General features: G+C 71.3%; 17 protein-coding genes. 8 read left to right on the plus strand and 9 right to left on the minus strand.

Features of this window, described 5'->3' with window-relative positions; all coding sequences use genetic code 11:
• Positions 1-997: 997 nt before the first annotated feature.
• Positions 998-1,489 carry an inorganic diphosphatase gene (locus tag ACYVOO_RS10290; protein WP_453349608.1) on the minus strand — a complete coding sequence of 164 codons (492 nt, stop codon included), beginning with the start codon at positions 1,487-1,489 and terminating at the stop codon, positions 998-1,000.
• An 85-nt stretch (positions 1,490-1,574) separates the two neighbouring features.
• On the opposite strand from ACYVOO_RS10290, the gene dacB reads away from it, so the two are divergent.
• The 6 genes from dacB to folE all read left to right on the plus strand — a co-directional run bounded on the left by dacB (position 1,575) and on the right by folE (position 9,503).
• Entirely contained in the window at positions 1,575-3,161 is a 1,587-nt protein-coding gene (dacB, locus tag ACYVOO_RS10295; RefSeq protein WP_461015338.1) for a D-alanyl-D-alanine carboxypeptidase/D-alanyl-D-alanine endopeptidase, read from the plus strand.
• Between the two features lie 159 nt (positions 3,162-3,320).
• Positions 3,321-4,481, plus strand: coding sequence for a zinc-dependent metalloprotease (locus tag ACYVOO_RS10300; RefSeq protein ID WP_461015339.1), 1,161 nt, complete (start codon positions 3,321-3,323; stop codon positions 4,479-4,481).
• Positions 4,482-4,644: 163 nt separating this feature from the next.
• On the plus strand, positions 4,645-5,847 hold the full coding sequence (gene tilS, locus ACYVOO_RS10305; protein ID WP_461015340.1) for a tRNA lysidine(34) synthetase TilS: 1,203 nt from the start codon (positions 4,645-4,647) through the stop codon (positions 5,845-5,847).
• Between the two features lie 87 nt (positions 5,848-5,934).
• On the plus strand, positions 5,935-6,474 hold the full coding sequence (gene hpt / locus ACYVOO_RS10310) for a hypoxanthine phosphoribosyltransferase (RefSeq protein ID WP_461015351.1): 540 nt from the start codon (positions 5,935-5,937) through the stop codon (positions 6,472-6,474).
• A 253-nt stretch (positions 6,475-6,727) separates the two neighbouring features.
• Positions 6,728-8,761, plus strand: coding sequence for an ATP-dependent zinc metalloprotease FtsH (ftsH, locus tag ACYVOO_RS10315; protein ID WP_453349613.1), 2,034 nt, complete (start codon positions 6,728-6,730; stop codon positions 8,759-8,761).
• 139 nt (positions 8,762-8,900) lie between these two features.
• Positions 8,901-9,503, plus strand: coding sequence for a GTP cyclohydrolase I FolE (folE, locus tag ACYVOO_RS10320; RefSeq protein ID WP_461015341.1), 603 nt, complete (start codon positions 8,901-8,903; stop codon positions 9,501-9,503).
• 107 nt (positions 9,504-9,610) lie between these two features.
• Here folE and ACYVOO_RS10325 read toward each other — a convergent pair whose 3' ends face one another.
• From ACYVOO_RS10325 to ACYVOO_RS10345, 5 genes are read right to left on the minus strand one after another with little or no spacing between them, the layout of a single operon-like run.
• Positions 9,611-10,330 carry a nitroreductase family protein gene (locus ACYVOO_RS10325; protein ID WP_461015342.1) on the minus strand — a complete coding sequence of 240 codons (720 nt, stop codon included), beginning with the start codon at positions 10,328-10,330 and terminating at the stop codon, positions 9,611-9,613.
• Between the two features lie 13 nt (positions 10,331-10,343).
• A complete protein-coding gene (locus tag ACYVOO_RS10330; RefSeq protein WP_461015343.1) occupies positions 10,344-10,814 on the minus strand; it encodes a hypothetical protein in 471 nt (156 codons plus the stop codon).
• Entirely contained in the window at positions 10,811-11,905 is a 1,095-nt protein-coding gene (locus ACYVOO_RS10335; protein ID WP_461015344.1) for a fatty acid desaturase family protein, read from the minus strand. Before ACYVOO_RS10335 ends, ACYVOO_RS10330 begins: the two co-directional genes overlap by 4 nt.
• 8 nt (positions 11,906-11,913) lie before the next feature.
• On the minus strand, positions 11,914-12,894 hold the full coding sequence (locus tag ACYVOO_RS10340; RefSeq protein ID WP_461015345.1) for an iron-containing redox enzyme family protein: 981 nt from the start codon (positions 12,892-12,894) through the stop codon (positions 11,914-11,916).
• A 53-nt stretch (positions 12,895-12,947) separates the two neighbouring features.
• On the minus strand, positions 12,948-13,664 hold the full coding sequence (locus ACYVOO_RS10345; protein WP_461015346.1) for a 2OG-Fe dioxygenase family protein: 717 nt from the start codon (positions 13,662-13,664) through the stop codon (positions 12,948-12,950).
• Positions 13,665-14,082: 418 nt separating this feature from the next.
• On the opposite strand from ACYVOO_RS10345, the gene ACYVOO_RS10350 reads away from it, so the two are divergent.
• A complete protein-coding gene (locus ACYVOO_RS10350) occupies positions 14,083-14,676 on the plus strand; it encodes a pyridoxamine 5'-phosphate oxidase family protein (RefSeq protein ID WP_453349620.1) in 594 nt (197 codons plus the stop codon).
• 51 nt (positions 14,677-14,727) lie between these two features.
• Here ACYVOO_RS10350 and ACYVOO_RS10355 read toward each other — a convergent pair whose 3' ends face one another.
• From ACYVOO_RS10355 to ACYVOO_RS10365, 3 genes are all read right to left on the minus strand, one after another.
• Positions 14,728-15,651, minus strand: a complete 924-nt coding sequence (locus ACYVOO_RS10355) for a LysR family transcriptional regulator (protein ID WP_461015347.1) — start codon at positions 15,649-15,651, stop codon at positions 14,728-14,730.
• A gap of 161 nt (positions 15,652-15,812) precedes the next feature.
• Complete coding sequence (locus ACYVOO_RS10360; RefSeq protein ID WP_461015348.1) at positions 15,813-16,535, minus strand: cyclase family protein; 723 nt, start codon at positions 16,533-16,535, stop codon at positions 15,813-15,815.
• Positions 16,536-16,622: 87 nt separating this feature from the next.
• Positions 16,623-18,254: an MFS transporter gene (locus ACYVOO_RS10365; RefSeq protein ID WP_461015349.1), complete on the minus strand. Its 1,632-nt coding sequence runs from the start codon at positions 18,252-18,254 to the stop codon at positions 16,623-16,625.
• A gap of 94 nt (positions 18,255-18,348) precedes the next feature.
• Between ACYVOO_RS10365 and ACYVOO_RS10370 the strand changes: the two genes are divergently transcribed.
• Entirely contained in the window at positions 18,349-19,389 is a 1,041-nt protein-coding gene (locus ACYVOO_RS10370; protein WP_461015350.1) for a LysR family transcriptional regulator, read from the plus strand.
• Positions 19,390-19,408 lie beyond the last annotated feature (19 nt).

Genomic DNA, 19,408 nt, shown 5'->3' on the forward strand with positions numbered 1-19,408 from the left:
GGTGGCACGGGTTGTGCCCACCCTCCCCCAGCTACCGCTGGGAGGTGCCCCCTCGCCAGCGGGACGATTGCCCACAACTTTGTGCCGCTTCACGGGGTGCGGCCGTGTTCGGGTGCGGCTGTGTGGCTACGGCGCGGCGTATGGACCGGTGCATCGCGGCTGGCGCCGCGTGTTTCTTGGCTCGGACCGTGGTTGTGGGCGCGTGTTCTTGGGTGTCCGGTGCCGGGGTGGGGTGTCTCCTCGGCGTGAAGGTCTCGTCCTCGGCTTTCCGCCGGTGACTTTCTCGACCTGCGGGGACACCCCACCCCGTCCCCGTCCCGCCGGTGGCCCGCTATCCAGCTCCGGGTCGGCTGACGCCCACCCCCAGAACGGGACCTACGGTCCCCACTCCACCGGGCCAATTGGAGCGGACCGGAGGATGGCCACCGGGTGGGAGGGGACGTGGTGGGGTGTCCCCGCAAGTGGTGGCGACGAGTATGTACAGGCAGCCGAAAAGCCGACCCGCACTTGTCGCCGCCCGAGGAGACACCCCGGCACGGCACCGACCCCCACCAGCAGGCAGCCGAAAAACCGACCCGCACTTGTCGCCGCCCGAGGAGACACCCCGGCACGGCACCGACCCCCACCACACACCAACCCCACAACCACGGTCGCAACCCGGAATCACGCGGCGCCAGCCGCGTCGTACCGGTCCATAGGCCGCGCCGTAGCCACACAGCCGCACCCGGCGACGAAACCCAGGCACGCCCCCACCGGGCGACGGCGCCAAAACTGTTGTGGGCAATCGTCCCGCTGGCGGGACGGGTGGGCACAACCCGTGCCACCGGCTCGCACCCGCGTGACGAAACCCCAAGGGGCACCGGCAGAGCGCACCCCCGTGAAGCGGAAATCCCACGCCGAAGGGGCGCCCCCCCCAAGAGAGGGCGCCCCTTCGAAGGCGTCACGACGCAGCACGGGCGTACCCGGTATCGCGTTGTGCGGCCCCAGCGGCGAGCGTTCAGTGGCCGCCGTTGGCCTCGAGGCGCTTCACGGAGGCCTCGACCTCGGACTCCGCGTCCGCGCGGCCGACCCAGTTCGCGCCCTCGACCGACTTGCCGGGCTCCAGGTCCTTGTAGACCTCGAAGAAGTGCTGGATCTCCAGCCGGTCGAACTCGCTCACGTGGTGGATGTCCCGCAGGTGCTCCATGCGCGGGTCGGACGCGGGCACGCACAGCAGCTTGTCGTCGCCGCCCGCCTCGTCCGTCATGCGGAACATGCCGATCGCGCGGCACTTGATGATGCAGCCGGGGAAGGTGGGCTCCTCCAACAGCACCAGCGCGTCCAGCGGGTCGCCGTCCTCGCCCAGGGTGTTGTCGACGAAGCCGTAGTCGGCCGGGTAGACGGTCGAAGTGAAGAGGTGGCGGTCGAGCCGGATGCGACCGGTCTCGTGGTCCACCTCGTACTTGTTCCGCGACCCCTTCGGGATCTCGATGACGACGTCGAACTCCAAGGGAGGCTCCTCCGTGATCAGCACATGTATCTGATGGTTAAGTGTCCCCCACGGACGTACGCGCTCGCGAAAGGGGCTGGTCGAGGTGCGTGACACCGCATCCGAGGTGCGGGACACCGCGATCCGGGCCTACCGAGCGGTGAGGGCGTACACCCTGCGGTCCGTACGGACGGCCCGGCAGCGCTGGCGGACCGCGTCGCCGCGGGAGCGGCAGACGGCCGTCGTGACGGCGGGCTCCGCCGTTCTGGGACTCGTGGTCGCCGTCGTGGCGGTCGCCGCGACGGGGCCGTGGGACTCGGGCCAGCGTACGGCCGAGCGCGCCTGGGCCGCTTCCCAGGACCGGGGGAGTGGCGCGAAGCACACCGGCGGTGCGGGTGACGGACGCGGCCCGGCGCCCGAGGACGCGCCCGACGTGCTCGGCGCCCTCGGTGCCGACGCAGCCGACGAGCCGACGCGCGGTCCTGGCTCGGGCAACGTCCCGCCCCCCACCTCCTCCGCGCTCGCCGACGCGCTGGAGCCGTTGCTCAAGGACGCCGCGCTGGGCCCCGTACGCAGCGCTTCCGTCGTGGACGCGGCCACCGGGCGCAAGCTCTACACCGTCGGCGCCGGCGTGGCCGCCACCCCGGCGTCGACGGTGAAGCTGGCCACGGCCGTAGCGGCGCTCTCCGCGCGCGGGGACGGCCACCGGATCGAGACCAGGGCGGTGCGCGGCGGGGGCGGGAGCGTGGTGCTCGTCGGCGGCGGCGATCCGACGCTCGACGCGGACGGGATCCGGGAGATCGCGAAGGAGACGGCCCGCTCGCTGAAGAAGGCAGACAAGGGCGGCGGGGCGCCCGAGGTCTCCGTCGGCTACGACACCTCCCGCTACAAGGGCACCACCCAGCACCCCATAAGCCCCAACGAGAACATCGCGGCCGTCACCCCGCTCATGGTGAACGAGGGGCGGCTCGACGGTTCGGACCACGGCCCGGCGCCCCGGTCTGCCGACCCGGCCAGGGACGCGGCCGAGGACTTCGCCGAGGCGCTGGAGCGGCAGGGCGTCGAGGTCGAGGGCGGCCCGGAGCGGGCGGGGGCGCCCGCGCGGGCGAAGGAGCTGGGCGATCACCGTTCGGCGCCGCTGTCCGAGCTGGTGGAACGGATGCTGACCAACAGCGACAACGACATCGCCGAGGCCCTCGCCCGGCAGACCGCGCTCGCCAAGGGCGAGGAGCCCAGCTTCGCGGGCGCGGAGACCGCCGTGCGGCGCGAGCTGGACAGGCTGGGCCTGCCCGTGCAGGGCGCGCGCTTCCCGGACGGCAGCGGCCTGGACCGTGCCGACAAGGTCTCGGCCGGGCTGCTGACCCAGTTGCTGGCGCGGGCCGCGGACCCCGGCCGCACGGAGCTGCGCTCCGTCCTCACGGGCCTGCCCGTCGCGGGCTTCACGGGCACGCTGGAGGAGCGCTACGGCGACGAGCAGAACAAGCCGGGCGCGGGCCTCGTACGGGCCAAGACCGGCACGCTGACCGGCATAAACACCCTGGCGGGCACGGTTGTGGACGCGGACGGGCGGCTGCTGGCCTTCGCCTTCATGACCTCGGGTACCAAGGACGCCGAGGGCGCGAAGAACGCGCTGGACCGGATGGCCTCGGCCCTGGCCAACTGCGGCTGCCGCGACTCGCCCTCGTCGGGCTGACCGCCCCGCGCGGTCACCCGCGGGGCCCGCTTCCGTCCCTGCGCGCGTACCGGGAAGGCCGTACGGAGGCCGGGCCTTCGCTCCGGGACCGTCCAGGCTCGTCCAGGCCCGTCCAGCGGTCACCTCCCGAACGGCTCCGGCGGCACGTACCGTGAAGTCATGACGAGCCTCGGTGGTGTGGAGATGGTCGACTGGAATCTCGCGGTCGCGACCGCGACCCGGCTCGTACGGCCGGGGCCCGAAGTCAGCAGGGACGAGGCGCGCGACGTCGTCACGGAGCTGCGCCGGCACGCGAAGGCGTCGGAGGAGCACGTGCGGGGCTTCACCCGGCTGACGCCCCCCGGGGAGGCCGGGGACACGCCCGTCCTCGTCGTGGACCGGCCCGGCTGGGTGCGCGCCAACGTCGCGGGTTTCCGCGAGCTGCTGTCCCCGCTGCTGGGCAAGATGCGGGAGCGCCGCGCGAGCATCCCCGGCGGCTCGGTGCTCGGCACCGTCGGCGGCAAGGTGACGGGCGTCGAGGTCGGCATGCTGCTGTCCTTCCTCTCGTCGCGCGTCCTCGGGCAGTACGAGACGTTCGCCCCGGCCAGCCGCGAGCTGCCGGCGGGCCCTGACGGGGGCGGGCGGCTGCTGCTCGTCGCGCCGAACATCGTGCACGTGGAGCGGGAGCTGGAGGTGGACCCGCACGACTTCCGGCTGTGGGTGTGCCTGCACGAGGAGACGCACCGCACCCAGTTCACGGCCGTCCCCTGGCTGCGCGACCACCTGCGCGGCGAGATCCAGTCCTTCCTCGGCGAGACCGAGATGGACCCCTCCACGTTGCTGGAGCGGCTGCGCGAGGCCGTCCAGTCGCTGACCGGGAGCAGGCCGGAGGGCGAGCGGGGCGAGGGAGCCGAAGGCGGTGCGGACGACGCTGACGAGGGGACCAGGGGCAGCTTCGTCGAGCTGGTCCAGACCCCGGCGCAGCGCGAGATCCTGGGGCGGCTCACGGCCGTGATGTCGCTGCTGGAGGGCCACGCGGACTACGTGATGGACGGGGTGGGGCCGCAGGTCGTGCCCTCCGTCGCCGAGATCAGGGAGAAGTTCCAGCAGCGCAGGGCCAGTGGCGCGGGCCGTCTCGACCAGGCGCTGCGCAAGCTGCTCGGGCTCGACGCGAAGCTGCGCCAGTACCGCGACGGGGAGCGCTTCGTGCGCGCCGTCTGCGACGAGGTCGGCATGGACGGTTTCAACAGGGTGTGGACGTCGCCGAACACGCTGCCCACCAAGGCGGAGATCGCCAAACCGGCGGACTGGATCGCACGGGTGCACCGCAAGACGGACTGAGGACCATCGGGGCGCCGCACAGACCACCGGAATCCCCGGCAATCACCCTTCTGAGGGACCGAGATCGCCGGGCGCGCGTGCGATGCTCGGGGAATACGGTTCGTCTCTGTCACTATCGACGCACTCTGAGTGACAACCCCCCTTCGAGGATGTGAAACGGACAATGGGTCCCCATCCCGCGGTCGCCGCAATACGCCTGGCGGTCCGCCGCGCACTCCACGATGTCCTGAGCGAGCACGCCGCCCGCGAAGGCTCCTCCCCCACGTCCCCCACCGGGGCCCACGCGCCCGCGGGTCCCGGTGCGCACGGCGGCCCCCGCGAGGCTTCCGCGCCCGCCGCCACCTCCGCTCACGCCCCCGCCGCGCCCGCCGCCCCCCACGGCGGTGCCCGCGGCGCCGAGCCCCCGCTCGTGCTCGTCGCCTGCTCGGGCGGCGCCGATTCCATGGCCCTCGCCTCGGCCCTCGCCTTCGAAGCCCCCCGGCTCGGCGTCCGCGCCGGAGGCGTCACCGTCGATCACGGCCTCCAGCCCGGCTCCGATGAGCGCGCCCTCGATGTCGTGGCCAGGCTGACCGCGCTCGGCCTCACCCCCGCCGAGTCGGCGGCCGTCACCATCGGCCGCACGGGCACGGGCCCCGAGGCCGCCGCCCGTGATGCGCGGTACGCCGCGCTGGACGAGGCGGCCGGGCGGCTCGGTGCGGCGGCCGTGCTGCTCGGGCACACCCGCGACGATCAGGCGGAGACGGTGCTCCTCGGCCTGGCCAGGGGCTCCGGCACCCGCTCCCTGTCCGGCATGGCCGCCATCTCGGGCACCTCGGAGCTGTACCGCCGCCCCTTCCTCGGCGTCGACCGCCAGACCACCCGCAAGGCGTGCATGGTCCAGTCACTCGCCGTATGGGACGACCCCCACAACGCCGATCCGGCCTACACCCGCTCCCGCGTGCGCCACGAGGTGCTGCCCGTGCTGGAGAAGGCGCTCGGCAAGGGCGTCGTCGAGGCCCTCGCCCGTACGGCCCAGCTCTCCCGTGACGACGCGGACGCGCTCGACGCCTGGGCGGCCGACGCCGAGCGCGTCGTGCGCACGGACGCGCCGGGCACCGAGGGCTGGGACGGCTGCGAGCTGGACACCAAGCGGCTGCACGGGCTGCCGCCCGCCGTCCGGCGCCGGGTGCTGCGCCGCGCCGCCATCGAGGCGGGCGCGCCCGCTGGCTCGCTCTTCGCGCGGCACATCGAGGAGGTGGACCGTCTGGTCACCGCGTGGCGCGGGCAGCGGGCCATCAACCTGCCCGGCCGTGTCGAGGCCAGGAGGCAGGGTGGCAGACTGGTCGTCCGGCATGGCTCACCGGCCTCACCGACACCACTGAGCTGACGCCGCCGTCGGCGTCGGCGCCGTCGGAGTCGTGGGCGCCGTGAGACGGGACCTCGAACGAGAGCGGCACGGGTGGACGAGAAAGACATGGGCACCGACCTGAAGTCGGTGCTCATCACCAAGGAAGAGATCGACGCGAAGCTGGCGGAGCTGGCCGCGAAGATCGACGCGGAGTACGCGGGCAAGGACCTGCTTCTCGTCGGCGTCCTCAAGGGCGCCGTCATGGTCATGGCAGACCTGGCGCGCACCGTCTCCACCCCGGTCACGATGGACTGGATGGCGGTGTCCTCCTACGGCGCGGGGACCCAGTCCTCCGGCGTCGTCCGGATCCTCAAGGACCTGGACACGGACATCAAGGGCAAGCACGTCCTGATCGTCGAGGACATCATCGACTCCGGTCTGACGCTCTCGTGGCTGCTGTCCAACCTGGGCTCGCGCGAGCCCGCCTCGCTGAACGTCTGCACGCTGCTGCGCAAGCCCGACGCGGCGAAGGTGGCGATCGACGTGAAGTGGGTCGGCTTCGACATCCCGAACGAGTTCGTCGTGGGCTACGGGCTCGACTACGCCGAGAAGTACCGCAACCTCCCCTTCGTCGGCACGCTCGCCCCGCACGTCTACGGCGGCTAGGGAGGGTGAAGAGACCCCCTGGTGCCCTGGCTGCGGGACAGCCGGTCGGCGCAACGGCCCGCGACGCGTCCCCCCGGGCCCCGCGGGGCCGCCGGGGCGGGAACACAGGGCGGTTTCGGGCCGTTGGAGCATGCGGAGGGGTTTCAGTTGACCGTCCTCGGCGGCGCCGGGTGACAATGCTGGGGTACCGTCCGAAGGTCAGGCTTTTCAACTCACTGTGGCAGGAGGGACGGGGCGCACGCGCTCCGTATGGATGGACGTGAAGCGATACTTCCGCGGGCCGGTCATGTGGATCGTGCTGGCCGTCCTTGCCGTGGTCGTGTTGATGCAGGTCGTCGGCTCGTCCGGCGGCTACAAGACGGTGGACACGGGCCAGGTCGTCCAGGCGATCGACCAGGACAAGGTGAAGTCGGCCGAGCTCACAACCGGCGACGAACAAGTCGTCAAGCTTGAGCTCAAGGACGGCGCCAAGGTCGAAGACAGCGACAAGATCAAGGCGAGCTACATCGACGACCAGGGTGTCGATCTCGCCAAGAAGCTCCAGGCCAAATTCGAGCAGAAGGAAATCCCCAAGGGGTACACGGTCGCGCCGCAGAAGCAGAACCCGTTCGTCGGGATGCTGCTCTCGCTGCTGCCGTTCGTGCTCATCATCGTCGTCTTCCTGTTCCTGATGAATCAGATGCAGGGCGGCGGCAGCCGGGTGATGAACTTCGGCAAGTCCAAGGCCAAGCTGATCACCAAGGACACCCCGAAGACGACGTTCTCGGACGTCGCGGGGTCCGACGAGGCGTGCGAGGAACTCCAGGAGATCAAGGAGTTCCTCCAGGAGCCCGCCAAGTTCCAGGCGGTCGGTGCCAAGATCCCCAAGGGTGTGCTGCTCTACGGCCCGCCCGGTACGGGTAAGACGCTCCTGGCCCGCGCCGTCGCGGGCGAGGCCGGTGTCCCCTTCTACTCGATCTCCGGCTCCGACTTCGTGGAGATGTTCGTGGGTGTGGGCGCCTCGCGCGTCCGTGACCTGTTCGAGCAGGCCAAGGCCAACGCACCCGCCATCGTCTTCGTCGACGAGATCGACGCCGTCGGCCGGCACCGAGGCGCGGGCATGGGCGGCGGTCACGACGAGCGCGAGCAGACGCTGAACCAGCTGCTCGTGGAGATGGACGGGTTCGACGTGAAGGGCGGCGTCATCCTGATCGCCGCCACCAACCGCCCGGACATCCTGGACCCGGCGCTGCTGCGTCCCGGCCGGTTCGACCGCCAGATCGCGGTGGACCGTCCGGACATGCAGGGCCGTCTGGAGATCCTCCAGGTCCACCAGAAGGGCAAGCCGATGGCTGCCGACGTGGATCTGAGCGCGGTCGCCCGGCGCACCCCGGGCTTCACGGGCGCCGATCTGAGCAACGTCCTCAACGAGGCCGCGCTGCTCACGGCGCGCAGCGACCAGAAGCTGATCGACAACAAGTTCCTGGACGAGGCGATCGACCGCGTCGTGGCGGGCCCGCAGAAGCGGACCCGGATCATGAGCGACAAGGAAAAGAAGATCACCGCGTACCACGAGGGCGGTCACGCCCTGGTCGCGGCGGCCTCGCCCAACTCCGATCCCGTTCACAAGATCACGATCCTGTCGAGAGGCAGGGCGCTGGGCTACACCATGGTGCTGCCCGACGAGGACAAGTACTCCACCACGCGCAACGAGATGCTCGACCAGCTGGCGTACATGCTGGGCGGGCGTGCGGCGGAGGAGCTGGTCTTCCACGATCCGACGACGGGCGCGGCGAACGACATCGAGAAGGCGACGGCGACGGCCCGCGCCATGGTCACGCAGTACGGCATGACCGAGCGGCTCGGCGCGATCAAGTTCGGCTCCGACAACTCCGAGCCCTTCCTGGGCAAGGAGATGGGCCACCAGCGCGACTACTCCGAGGAGGTCGCCGGGCTGGTGGACGAGGAGGTCAAGAAGCTGATCGAGACGGCGCACAACGAAGCCTGGGAAATCCTGGTGGAGAACCGCGACGTCCTCGACAATCTGGTCCTCGCCCTGCTGGAGAAGGAGACGCTGAACAAGGAGGAGATCGCCGAGGTCTTCGCCACGGTCGTCAAGCGTCCCGCTCGCCCCGCGTGGACGGGCTCCTCGCGGCGCACCCCCTCCACCCGGCCCCCGGTCTCGGCTCCTGCCTTGGCCAACGGTGCCAACGGTTCCTCGCCCGCGCTCGACAAGAGCGGCGGCAAGGAGATCGGCCCGCGGGACTCGGACGCCATTGTCGAGCCCGTCGATCCGACGGAGAACTGACCTGCGATGACCGGCGCGTTTCCCGTGTGACCGGCCTCACCGGCCGCGGGAACGGACCTGGAATGTGAGCCGCGCCCCTCGGGTTTTAACCTGAGGGGCGCGGCTTATTGCTGCACATGTGCGAGGAACGAGGCAACTGATGACCGACCCGGTGACGCTGGACGGCGAGGGCAAGATCGGCGAGTTCGACGAGAAGCGGGCCGAGAACGCCGTACGTGAACTCCTGATCGCCGTGGGTGAGGACCCCGACCGCGAGGGCCTGCTGGAGACTCCCGGCCGCGTGGCCCGCGCGTACAAGGAGATATTCGCCGGGCTGCGGCAGGAGCCGGAGGACGTGCTGACCACGACCTTCGACCTCGGCCACGACGAGATGGTCCTGGTCAAGGACATCGAGGTCTTCTCGACGTGCGAACACCACCTCGTGCCGTTCCACGGCGTCGCCCACGTGGGTTACATCCCGGCCGCCAGCGGCAAGATCACCGGGCTGTCGAAGCTGGCCCGTCTGGTGGACGTGTTCGCGCGCCGCCCCCAGGTCCAGGAGCGGCTGACCACGCAGATCGCCGACTCCCTCATGCGGATACTGGAGCCGCGCGGGGTCATCGTCGTCATCGAGTGCGAGCACATGTGCATGTCGATGCGGGGGATCCGCAAGCCGGGTGCGAAGACGCTCACCTCGGCCGTCCGGGGCCAGTTGCGCGACGCGGCGACCCGCTCCGAGGCGATGAGCCTGATCCTCCGCTGAATCCGCGAGCCACCGAGCCACGCCGGGGCCGTCGAACTGTCGAACCCGTCGAACCGGCGACGCCGCCGTGCGCGTGGTGGTGCCACGCACACGACGGCGTCACTGGCTCAGGACGCTGACCTTCTTCTGAGGGACGACGCCGCCGGGGCGGTACCGGCGGACGGTGGGTACGGGGGCAGCGCTGTGGAGACGAGGGCGTCGACGGGAGCCGTGCGCTTCGGCACCCGTCGCGGCGCACCGGGCCTGAGCGCGGCGCGGGGCCCTGGAGCCGCGCCGTTCCCCTGGGTGCTGGTGCCGCCGCCTTCCTCTCGCTCCCCGGTCTCCGGCTCCGATTGCTCCTGCTGCTCCGGTGGCGGGGTGCCGATGTAGAGCCAGCCGAGCAGCTTCTCGTCCGGGGCGACGCCGAGCGTCTCCCGTACGACGGGGGAGTCCACCTCGCGGCCCGTGCGCCAGATGCTTCCCCACCCCCTGTCGTGCAGCAGCAGTTCGAGGCTGTGCACGACTCCCGCGGTCGCCGCGAGCTGCTCCCACTCCGGGACGGAGGTGTCCCGCCTGGGCGCGAACACCACCGACGCCAGGAGGGGCGCCCGGCGGGCCTTCGCGGCGGCCCGGTCCCGCGCGGGGGCGGGAGCGTGGGCCGCGAAGGCCGCGCCGAGCAGGGAGCGCTGGGCGCCGCGGAGCAGTACCCACCGCCACGGCCGCAGCCGGCCGTGGTCGGGGGCCGAGGCCGCCGCCTGGAGGAGCGCGGTGAACTCGGCCGTGTCCGGTGCGGGCTCGGCCAGATCCTTCCTGCTGCGTCGGGTGAGCACCGCTTCCGTCAGCTCCATGGCGCTCCTCCCCTCAGGCCGCCGCGAGCGGTCCGTCGCCCTTGGCCGACGGGCCCCGGCTGTCCGGAGCCGAACCCGAGCCCGGACCCGTCGCCGTCGCCGTCGACGCCAGTGCGTGCGCTCGCGCGTCCGCCAGCGCCGCGGCGAAGCGGCGGCGGCTCTCGTTGATCTCGGCCACCAGCGTGCCGCTCACCTGGGGCGAGGCGGCCGGGGCCGCGATCTCGGTCTCCCAGCTCGACCACCACGTGCCCTCGGCAGGGGGTTCCTCGCGGAAGACGGCCCGGAAGGTGAGCAGGGTGCCCTGCCCCGGCCGCTCCAGCAGATCGATCCGGAACTCGCCCTCGGGCACGTCCAGATGGACGGTGTCGTCCACGCACGACATGCCGGTGAGGCCGGGTATCGCGCCGTCGGACAGGAGCGTCGAGTGGTGGATGGCGGCGCCGCGTACCTGGATACGGGCGCGGAGGTGTGCGGAGACGGTCATCGCAGGGCTCCCGTGCTGACTGCGGTCTCTTGCTCCGGGGACGGGGGTCGGGATCCGGGGCGTACCGCCTTGATCACCTGGCGGAAGAACGCCGGATAGCTCGACTCGACGTGGACGGCGCGGCGCCGCACCTCGTCGTGCCGCTGTGGCAGCTGGTTGATGGGGACGGTCATGGCCGCGTGGTGCTCCACGTGCAGGTTGTTGCCGTTGGTGTACCAGGTGGTGAACCAGCTCCCCTTGATGGAGCGGGTGTTGCGGAGCACGTCCGTGGTCTCGGTGTCGCACAGGATGTGCTCGGGAAGCTCCACCAGGAAGTGCATCGGCACCGCGAACAGCAGCGGCAGCACCCACAGGCGCAGCACCAGCTCGCCCGCGCCGAGCGGTACGGCCGCGACGGCGGCGACGATGAGCAGCCCGAACAGCCGGTACTCGGCGTTCACTTCGCGGCGCCGGCGCTCGGCGATCTGGCCCAGGTCGTACGTCCAGCGGTTGGCCAGGGAGAGCCCGATGTCGCGGGCGACGCCCAGCAGCCGCGCGTAGTCGAACGCGCCGCGCAGCAACTGGCCCCAGGTCAGCGGCTTGCGGGTGTCGAAGCCGAAGAACTCCGAGTCCTGCGGGGTGCCGAGGTGGCGGTGGTGCTGGAGGTGCCGTACGCGGTAGTGGCTGTAGGCGACCAGCAGCGGCGCTCCCAGCGGCACTCCGACCAGCCGGTGCGGCCGGGAGGAGCGGAACGAGGAGTGGTGCAGGCACTGGTGCTGCAACTCCACCATGTGGGTGTAGACGGCGCCCAGCAGGCAGGCGCCGAGCAGCGCCACGAGCCAGTTCGGGCGCAGGGCCAGATATCCGGCCCCGCCCGCGAGGGCCAGGGCCAGGACGAGCTTGCCGACGAAGACCCGCTGGTCCCTGGCTGACACCCGTACCTTGCGGAAGAGGACCCCGCCGTCGTCCCGCGCAGCGGCCTTGCGGTCGGTACGGGGCGCGGTGGTGCTGCTGTTCGGGGCCGTCGTGCCGTTGGCCGGGGCGGCTGCGGTGCCGCTGTCCGGGGCCGCCGTGCGCGGCGCCGGGTTCGTGTCGGATGAGGAACGGTACATGGGCCGCCTCACCTCTGGAGGGCGCGCATCGCGCCCCAGATGCGCTGGTAGTACGCGTTCGCGACGCGTACGCGGGTGGCCACGCCGAGGCTGATCTCGCGCAGCAGCTCGGGGGAGCGGCCGACGAGGGGCACGAAGACGCCCTTGAACCACTCCTCGCCGTGGTCGGCGTCCACATGGACGTGGACACGCTGGTAGTCGATGACGTCCGAGGGCACGCCGAGCCGGTCGCAGCCGTCGACCATCGCCTGGAAGCGGGGGGACGCGCTCTGTTCCAGTACGCCCATCGCACCCAGCGCCCTCGGGTTGAGGTGGCGGTGGATGCCGTACATGAGGAGCAGGGACGCGTTCTCGAACGCCTCGGGGCAGTTGAGGGCGCTGCGGTCGACGCCCGCGTCGGCGAGCCGGGCGCGCATGTAGACGGCGGAGTGCTCGAACATCCGGGTGTGCACCCCGTTGATGTCGCCCTCGCCCATCTCGTCCCAGTAGTTCTCGGCGATGGTGAGCTTGGTGTGCCCCTCGGTGCCTATCTGCACCATGGCCATGAGGTCGTCGAACTTGCTGTCCACCAGCTCCTCACCCATGAAGAACAGCGCCATCTGTTCGAGGGTGGCGTCCTCGGCGAGGTAGCGGCAGAACTCGGGCTGCGTGTGCGCGTCCGCGACGGTCAGGAACCACTCGCGGAACTCCTCACCGGTTTTCGGCAGCTGCGACTCGTCGACCTGCGCGTCCTCCCAGCGCAGCCACGCCTCCTCGGTGGCGGTGATCTGCGGGTCGGTGTTGAGCCGCGGCACGCGCGTGAAGTCCTCCGGGCCCGACATGTAGGCCACGTAGTGCGCGTGCAACTGGGAGAGCAGCGCCTCGCGGGCCGCCGGCTCGGGCGGGGCGCCGTCGGCGGGAAAGGCGCGGTTCAGCTCGTCCTCGAAGCGGGGGCGCGGGGCTGTGAGGGTGGAGGTGGAGGTGGCGGGAGAGGTGGCGGCGATGGTCATGGTCCGGCTCCTTCCGAGCGGATCGGGTTTGACGTTCGGAGAGGCCGCGGGGCTCATCGGGGTTCGGAGCCGCGCGTGATGACGTCGATGAAGACATCGCGGTGCCCGGGTTCTGCCGGGTCGACCGGGGTGAGCGGGGTGGCGTCGTGGAGGGTGCGGGTGTCGTCGGCGATCAGCAGATCGCCGGGCAGCAGCGTCTCCGCGTGCAGACGCTCCTTGGTGCCGGCGTCGTAGAGCCCGGTGCGCCCTCCCTGCACGTTGTGGCGTGCGACGAGCAGGGTGACGACGTAGTCGACGCCGTCGCAGTGCGGGCCCCAGGGTGTGGGGTCGCCGGTCTTCTCGGTGCTGGTGACGATGCGGTTCTGGAAGCACTGGTGGTGCCACACGTCGGGCCCGTGCAGCTCTTCGAGGATCGCGCTGAGCCCCGAGAGGAGCCCGGCGAACAGGGCGCTGCCGGTGACCTCGGGCTCGATGGGCTCGAAGTACCGCTGTACGTCGCCCTCCAGGTTGTTGATCTCCGAGCTCTGTACGTACGGGCGCGGGGCGAGCTGCTCGAACTGCCCGTCGGTGTGGACGTTGAACACGGTGTGGCGGCGGCGCCGGTAGGTTTCCCCGCCTCCCATGAAGGCGTCGATGGGGAGGCCGTTCCAGCTTTCCGCGAACAGTTTCCAGTCCCTCGACGAGTTCGCCTCGGGACCGATCAGGTCTTCGGCCTGGCCGCGTGAGTACCACTGGTCGCGCAGCGCTTGTGCTGATAACCGGGGGGACATGCGCTTCCTCTCGTCCGGAGGTCACGAGGAATTTCCGTCCCGTTCGCTTCCGTTCAGCTCGCGGGATCCTTGGGGGTTCCTGAGGGGTTCCTGGGGGTTTCCTCGCGGGTACCTGACGGGTTCTGGCGAGTTCCGCTCGCCGTGGACCGCAGGGACACACATGAGTCTCTGCGGCCCCATCCGGAAAATCCGCACCGGATCGAATGAGTAAATGATCCACTCATTCCCGATCATGTTCAGATGCCGGACGACAGCCGAATACGGTGCGAAGGTCCTGACGCGGGCGCTCCCGGAGAAGTGCCGCATTCAACGGAAACCTGGAACGGTGGACCGTACAGGGATTCCGAACGGTCGTTGTCGGTGCGTACAGGCGGGGCCAGGGTGGCGCACAAGCAACCGGCCGAAGGGAGTGCGGGAAGTGACCACGACGGATGAGTTCTACGGAAGCGGCGCCCGGCAGATGCAGCGGACGATCGGCACGGAACGGCTCGCCGATCACATCGCGGGGAGGTATGTGGCCGCTGAACTCGACGCCGACGCGCAGGAGATCGTGCGCGCGGCGGACTGCTTCTACCTGGCCACCGTGGACGCCTCGGGCGCGCCGGACTGCTCGTACAAGGGCGGGCTTCCCGGCTTTGTGCGGATTCCCGAACCGGGCGTCCTTCTTTTTCCCAGCTACGACGGCAACGGCATGTTCCGCAGTCTCGGAAACATCCTGGAGAATCCGCGCGTCGGCATGCTGTTCATCGACTACGAAAAGCCCATCAAGCTCCGCGTCAACGGCGATGCCCGCGTCTCCACCGACCCCGTTCTCCTCGACGCGTTCCACGAGGCGGACGCCGTGGTCCAGGTGGACATCAGGGAGGCGTTCGAGAACTGCCCGCGCTATCTGCACGACGTCAGGCGGGCCGGGCACTCCAAGTACATCCCGCAGCCCGGACACGTGCCGCCGGACCCGGACTGGAAGCTGAAGACCGAGTACGACGGCCTGGTGCGTCGCGGCGCCCGGTAAGGGGCAGGGCCCCGTTAAGGGGAGAGCGGGCGGGACGGACGGGGCGGTGGCTCAGGTGCTGTAGGCCATCCCCGTCGTCCGGGTGTGGGCCCGCTTCAGATGGCGCTGGAGCACGGGGAACCAGGTGGTGGCCGCGGCGGCGGGCGGCGCCACCAGGGCCACGGTCCGCGCGGGCGCGTTGACGCTGCCCATGTCCACGGCGCGGCTCAGCTCCGAGTCCTGGAGCAGCGCGGAGGACGGCACATAGGCGACGGCGCGCAGGACCGTGGCCATGCGCTGGGCCAGCAGCCAGTCGTCCGTACGGCCGACGGCGTGGGCGCGGATGCCGTGCCGCGCGAAGTGGTTGGACAGCAGCCGGTCGCAGTCTGAGCCGACCCTGGGCAGCACCCACGGGGTCGCCGACAGCGCGCGCGGGGAGTCGGAGCGCAGCACCGAGGACAGCAGCCCGCGCGGCCCCACCAGCACGAACGGGTCGTGCCACAGCGGCGCCACCTGGCACGGGACGCTGTCGTCGCGCGTCACTTCCTGTATCGAGAGCGCGGCGTCCAGGGTGCCCTCCTCCACCAGGTCGCGGCCCTCGTACGGGGTGGTCTCGAACAGCTCGACGCCGAAGCCCAGCCGCTCGGGCTGGTCGAGCGCGGGCAGCACGCTGCTGGCCATGGCCGACGGGAAGGCGCCGAGGCGCACCGGCCGCCGGGCGCCGCGCACGGGGCCCGGATCGCGCTGCCGCCGGCTGACGGAGCGCTCCCACAGCTCCGAGATCTGCGAGCCGATCTGGGCCAGCTCCGAACCGCTGTCCGTCAGCCGGACGCCCCGGCCGTCGGGTTCGAGGAGCGAGAAGCCGCACTCGGAGGCGAGCGCCTTGATCTGCTGGGAGACCGCCGAGGGGGAGAGGTGAAGCTCTTTGGCAGCGGCGTGGATACCGCCGTGTACCTGTACCGACCGCAGTGTCCGAAACTGCTGAAGGGTCGCCATGACTGCCTTTCGCTCGGTGGGGGGAGGTCGGTGGCACGCTCAGGGCGTCACCACGCCCTGAGCGCGGGCGTCGGTCGGCCGATGTCACGTCACGCCCATCACTCCCGTCGCGCCCCTCGTGCCCGTCACGCCCCTCGCGTCCCTCACTCCCGCCACGCCCGTCACATCCACCGCGTCCAGGAGGCGAACGCGCGCACCGGGAAGGTGCCCAGCCCCGAGACTTTGACGGGGACGGCCGTGAACCGCGCGCCCTTGTCGGGCACCTGGTCCAGGTTCGTGAGGTGCTCGACGAGCGGGATTCCGGCGCCGAGGAGTTCGTGGTGCGCGGGCCTGGAGCCGGTGTGGGTGCCGTCCATGTTGAGGGAGTCGATCCCGACGACGGAGGGGTCCGCCTCGGCCAGCAGTTTCGCCGCGTCGGCCGACAGATGCGGGTGCTGGCCGTTCGCGTACGCCTCGGTCTCCCAGAACCGCGACCAACCTGTCCTGATGAGCACCGCGTGCCCCGTCAGATCCGCCTTCGCGAAGACCTCGGGCGGTATCTCCTGCTTGTCGGTCTCGATCAGCGTGACGGGCACGTTGACGACCTGCCGCAGATCGAGCCGCGTCAGATCGAAGCCGTCGGCGAAGGCGTGGAACGGCACGTCCATGTAGGTGCCGCTCTGGCCGACCATGCACAGCTTGCCGGTGGAGAAGGTGTAGCCGGGGTCGTACAGCTCCCGGGACTCCTCGTGGGTGATGTAGGGGGTCAGCTCGGGTTGCGGCAGCCCGGGGTATCCCGTGGAGCCGGAAACGATCTCGTGACTGAGGTCGACGATGCTGGTGCCGCGTGACGCACCGTTGTGATGCCGCCCGGTGACGCGGGGCGGAAGCGACTGGTTCGCCATGAGGGAGCCTCCTCGTTGCGTGGTTCTGATGTTCGGACATGGGCGGCGAGTCGTCACGAGTGGCCGCTGTGTTCCAGCCAGCGCGTGCTAGCCAGCCGGTTCGTGGGGGTCCTCCGGCCGGGCCGTGACGTTTTGGTGTGCCTGGGTGGCGTGCGCTTCGGTTCGGGGTACTCGGGGCCGATGCGGTTCTGGAGGGAGCGGTTCCGGGTGGTGCGGTTCCGGGCTGCGCGGTTCCGTGTGGTGCGGTGCCGGGCGGTGCTTCGAGGGGCGGGACCAGGGCGCTGTCCCGGCGATGACGAGCGCCGCCGTGACGAAGCCGCCCACGAAGCCGAGCCCCTGCGCGAGCAGGCCCGTCGCGAGGGAGCCCGCGCCCGTACCGCCGTCGTACGCCATGTTCCAGACGGTGCTGGCCGTGCCGCTGCCCTCGGGGCCCGCGCGGCGGAACATCACCACGAGGGTGTCGTTCTGGAGGGCGCCGAAGCCCAGCCCGAACACGGCGGCCGAGGCCACGGCGGCGACGGCCTCAGCGACGCTCCCCGCACCGCCCAGCGCGTCGGTGGCGGCGAAGCCCGCCATGCCCAGGGCGCAGGCGGCCACGGAGGCGGGCAGCAGCCCGCCGACGCCGACGCGGTCGCTGCGCACCCCCGCCGCCCAGCGGCCCACCATGCCCGCGGTGAACAGGACGGTCAGCGTGACGGGGGCCGTTCCGGGCGCGTCGAGGGAGAGCGGCAGGAACGAGGTCAGCCCGCCCAGCGCGCCCGCCGAGGCCAGGAGCAGCGCGAAGGGAGTGGCCAGTTCGCGGTAGCGGGCGAAGCCGCGGGGCTGCGCGTCCGTACCGGCCGTACGGTCCGTACCGGCCGGACCGTTCGTACCGGCCGGACCGTTCGTACCGTCGGCACCGTCCGTGCCCGGCTCGCGCACACCGGCCGACGCGCTCCCCTCCCGCGCGTCCACCTCCGCCGCCGCTGTGGTCGTGGCCGTGGCCGTGCCCGCCTCGCCGTCCCGGCCCTCCCCGACCCGGACCTCCTCCGCGGGCCGGGGCGCGCGGCGCCCGCTCATGGCCAGCACCAGCGGCACCGTCAGCACGCACAGCGCGCCCGTGACCAGGAAGACGGCCGTGAAGCCGAAGGCCGTCGCCGTCCACACCCCGAGCGGCAGCAGCACCACCTGCGGCAGCCCCACCGCGAACCCGTAGCGGCCCACGGCCCTGCCGCGCTGGTGCTCCGGCACCAGATCGGCCGTCAGCGCGCTGCCCGCGACGGCCACCATGCCGAAGCCGACGCCGCGCACGGCGCACACGGCCAGCACGAAGCCGAGGCCGGACGAGAACGGGTAGGCGAACGTCGGCAACCCCAGCAGCAGCGCCCCGACGGCCAGGATCTGCCGCAGCGAGAGCCGCCGCAGCAGGCTCCCCATGCAGAACTGCACGGCGACCGTGGCCGCCATGGTCACCCCCGTCGCCGCGCCCACGCCGCCGTACTTGGCGCCGCCCTCGGCCGACCACAGGGGGACGACGGCGAGCAGCGCCGCGTAGTTCGCGAAGGTGCCGAGCGTGGCGATCATGAGCAGCCGGAAGTCCCGGCCGTTCAGCCCCGTCGGGTCGGGGCTGCCGGAGCGGGCGGAGCGGCCGGAGCGCGTGGAGCCCGTCGTGCCGGTGCGGCGGTCGTCGGTGGGCGGGTCACCGGTGCGCCCGCGCTGTCGAGTGACGGAAAGTGCCATACCTCGTGTTTACGGGTACCAGACTCATCACGTCCAACGAATGTTCTCGATGCTCCCGATCGGCATTCGCGATGGGTGCGCATACGATGGGGAGATGGAGCTGAAGCATCTGACGACGTTCCTCTCGGTCGCGCGGCACCTCAACTTCACCCGCGCCGCGCAGGAGCTGGGCTACGTCCAGTCCAGTGTCACGGCCCACATCAAGGCCCTGGAGGCCGATCTCGAAGTGCCCCTCTTCGAACGGCTGGGGCGCCGGGTCGCGCTCACCGACTCCGGGCGCGAACTGTGCGGATACGCGCAGGTTCTCGTCGGCTACGCGGAACAGACCCGCGAGGCGGTCCAGGGTGCCAGCGACGACCCCGGGAAGATCCGCGGCACCCTGCGCATCGCCGCGCCGGAGAGCCTGTGCGCCTACCGGCTGCCGCCCGTGCTGCGCGCGCTCCAGGACACGTTCCCGCAGCTCAGGGTCGCCTTCGGCCCCGCAGGGCGGCCCCAGTTGCTCGCCTCGCTGGCCGAGGGCACGCTCGACGTGGGCTTCCTGCTGGAGGAGTCCGTCGAGAACCCGATGGTGCACGCCGAGTTCATGATGCGCGAGCCGATGCGCCTGGTGGCCAGGCCCGAGCACCGGCTCGCCGCGCGGGAGCGGGTGCGCACCGTGGACCTGGGCGCAGAGACGCTGCTCCTCATCGAGGAGGGGTGCGCCCAGCGCACGGTGATGGACCGGGAGCTGCGGCGCTTCCAGTTGCGTCCGCCGACGATGGAGTTCGTCAGCGTGGAGGCGCTCAAGCGCTGTGCGTCGGCCGGTCTCGGGGTGGCCATGCTGCCCGCCGCCTCCGTCGCCGACGAGGTGCGGCGGGGCGAGCTGGCCGAGCTGCGCTGGGACAAGGAGCCGGTGCTGGAGGTGTTCTTCGTGCGGCACAAGGACCGCAGCCCGACGCGGGTGCTCCAGGAGCTGTCCGCCATCGCGCGCGAGCACTGGGCGCCGGTGGAGGCGGATGGGGAGGCGGCACGGGCTGCGCCGACGACTGACAACGCAGCAGATGTGCGTGCATGGCCCCGCCCCACAGACGAAATTTTGACGACACGGCCTAGGCCGTTTCTGATGGCTCTTGGACGGTGTCGCGGAGCCATATGACGATGGCTGCTGTGGTGAG

This window comes from Streptomyces daliensis (genome assembly GCF_054782395.1).

Bases quoted from the DNA above. Each gene is read 5' to 3' on its own strand.
- ACYVOO_RS10345 (WP_461015346.1), bottom strand. From the start codon at position 13,664: ATGTCCCCCCGGTTATCAGCACAAGCGCTGCGCGACCAGTGGTACTCA.
- ACYVOO_RS10360 (WP_461015348.1), bottom strand. From the start codon at position 16,535: ATGGCGAACCAGTCGCTTCCGCCCCGCGTCACCGGGCGGCATCACAAC.
- folE (WP_461015341.1), top strand. From the start codon at position 8,901: ATGACCGACCCGGTGACGCTGGACGGCGAGGGCAAGATCGGCGAGTTC.
- ACYVOO_RS10325 (WP_461015342.1), bottom strand. From the start codon at position 10,330: ATGGAGCTGACGGAAGCGGTGCTCACCCGACGCAGCAGGAAGGATCTG.
- ftsH (WP_453349613.1), top strand. From the start codon at position 6,728: ATGGACGTGAAGCGATACTTCCGCGGGCCGGTCATGTGGATCGTGCTG.
- tilS (WP_461015340.1), top strand. From the start codon at position 4,645: ATGGGTCCCCATCCCGCGGTCGCCGCAATACGCCTGGCGGTCCGCCGC.
- ACYVOO_RS10370 (WP_461015350.1), top strand. From the start codon at position 18,349: ATGGAGCTGAAGCATCTGACGACGTTCCTCTCGGTCGCGCGGCACCTC.
- ACYVOO_RS10330 (WP_461015343.1), bottom strand. From the start codon at position 10,814: ATGACCGTCTCCGCACACCTCCGCGCCCGTATCCAGGTACGCGGCGCC.
- ACYVOO_RS10355 (WP_461015347.1), bottom strand. From the start codon at position 15,651: ATGGCGACCCTTCAGCAGTTTCGGACACTGCGGTCGGTACAGGTACAC.
- ACYVOO_RS10335 (WP_461015344.1), bottom strand. From the start codon at position 11,905: ATGTACCGTTCCTCATCCGACACGAACCCGGCGCCGCGCACGGCGGCC.
- ACYVOO_RS10365 (WP_461015349.1), bottom strand. From the start codon at position 18,254: ATGGCACTTTCCGTCACTCGACAGCGCGGGCGCACCGGTGACCCGCCC.
- ACYVOO_RS10300 (WP_461015339.1), top strand. From the start codon at position 3,321: ATGACGAGCCTCGGTGGTGTGGAGATGGTCGACTGGAATCTCGCGGTC.
- ACYVOO_RS10340 (WP_461015345.1), bottom strand. From the start codon at position 12,894: ATGACCATCGCCGCCACCTCTCCCGCCACCTCCACCTCCACCCTCACA.
- hpt (WP_461015351.1), top strand. From the start codon at position 5,935: ATGGGCACCGACCTGAAGTCGGTGCTCATCACCAAGGAAGAGATCGAC.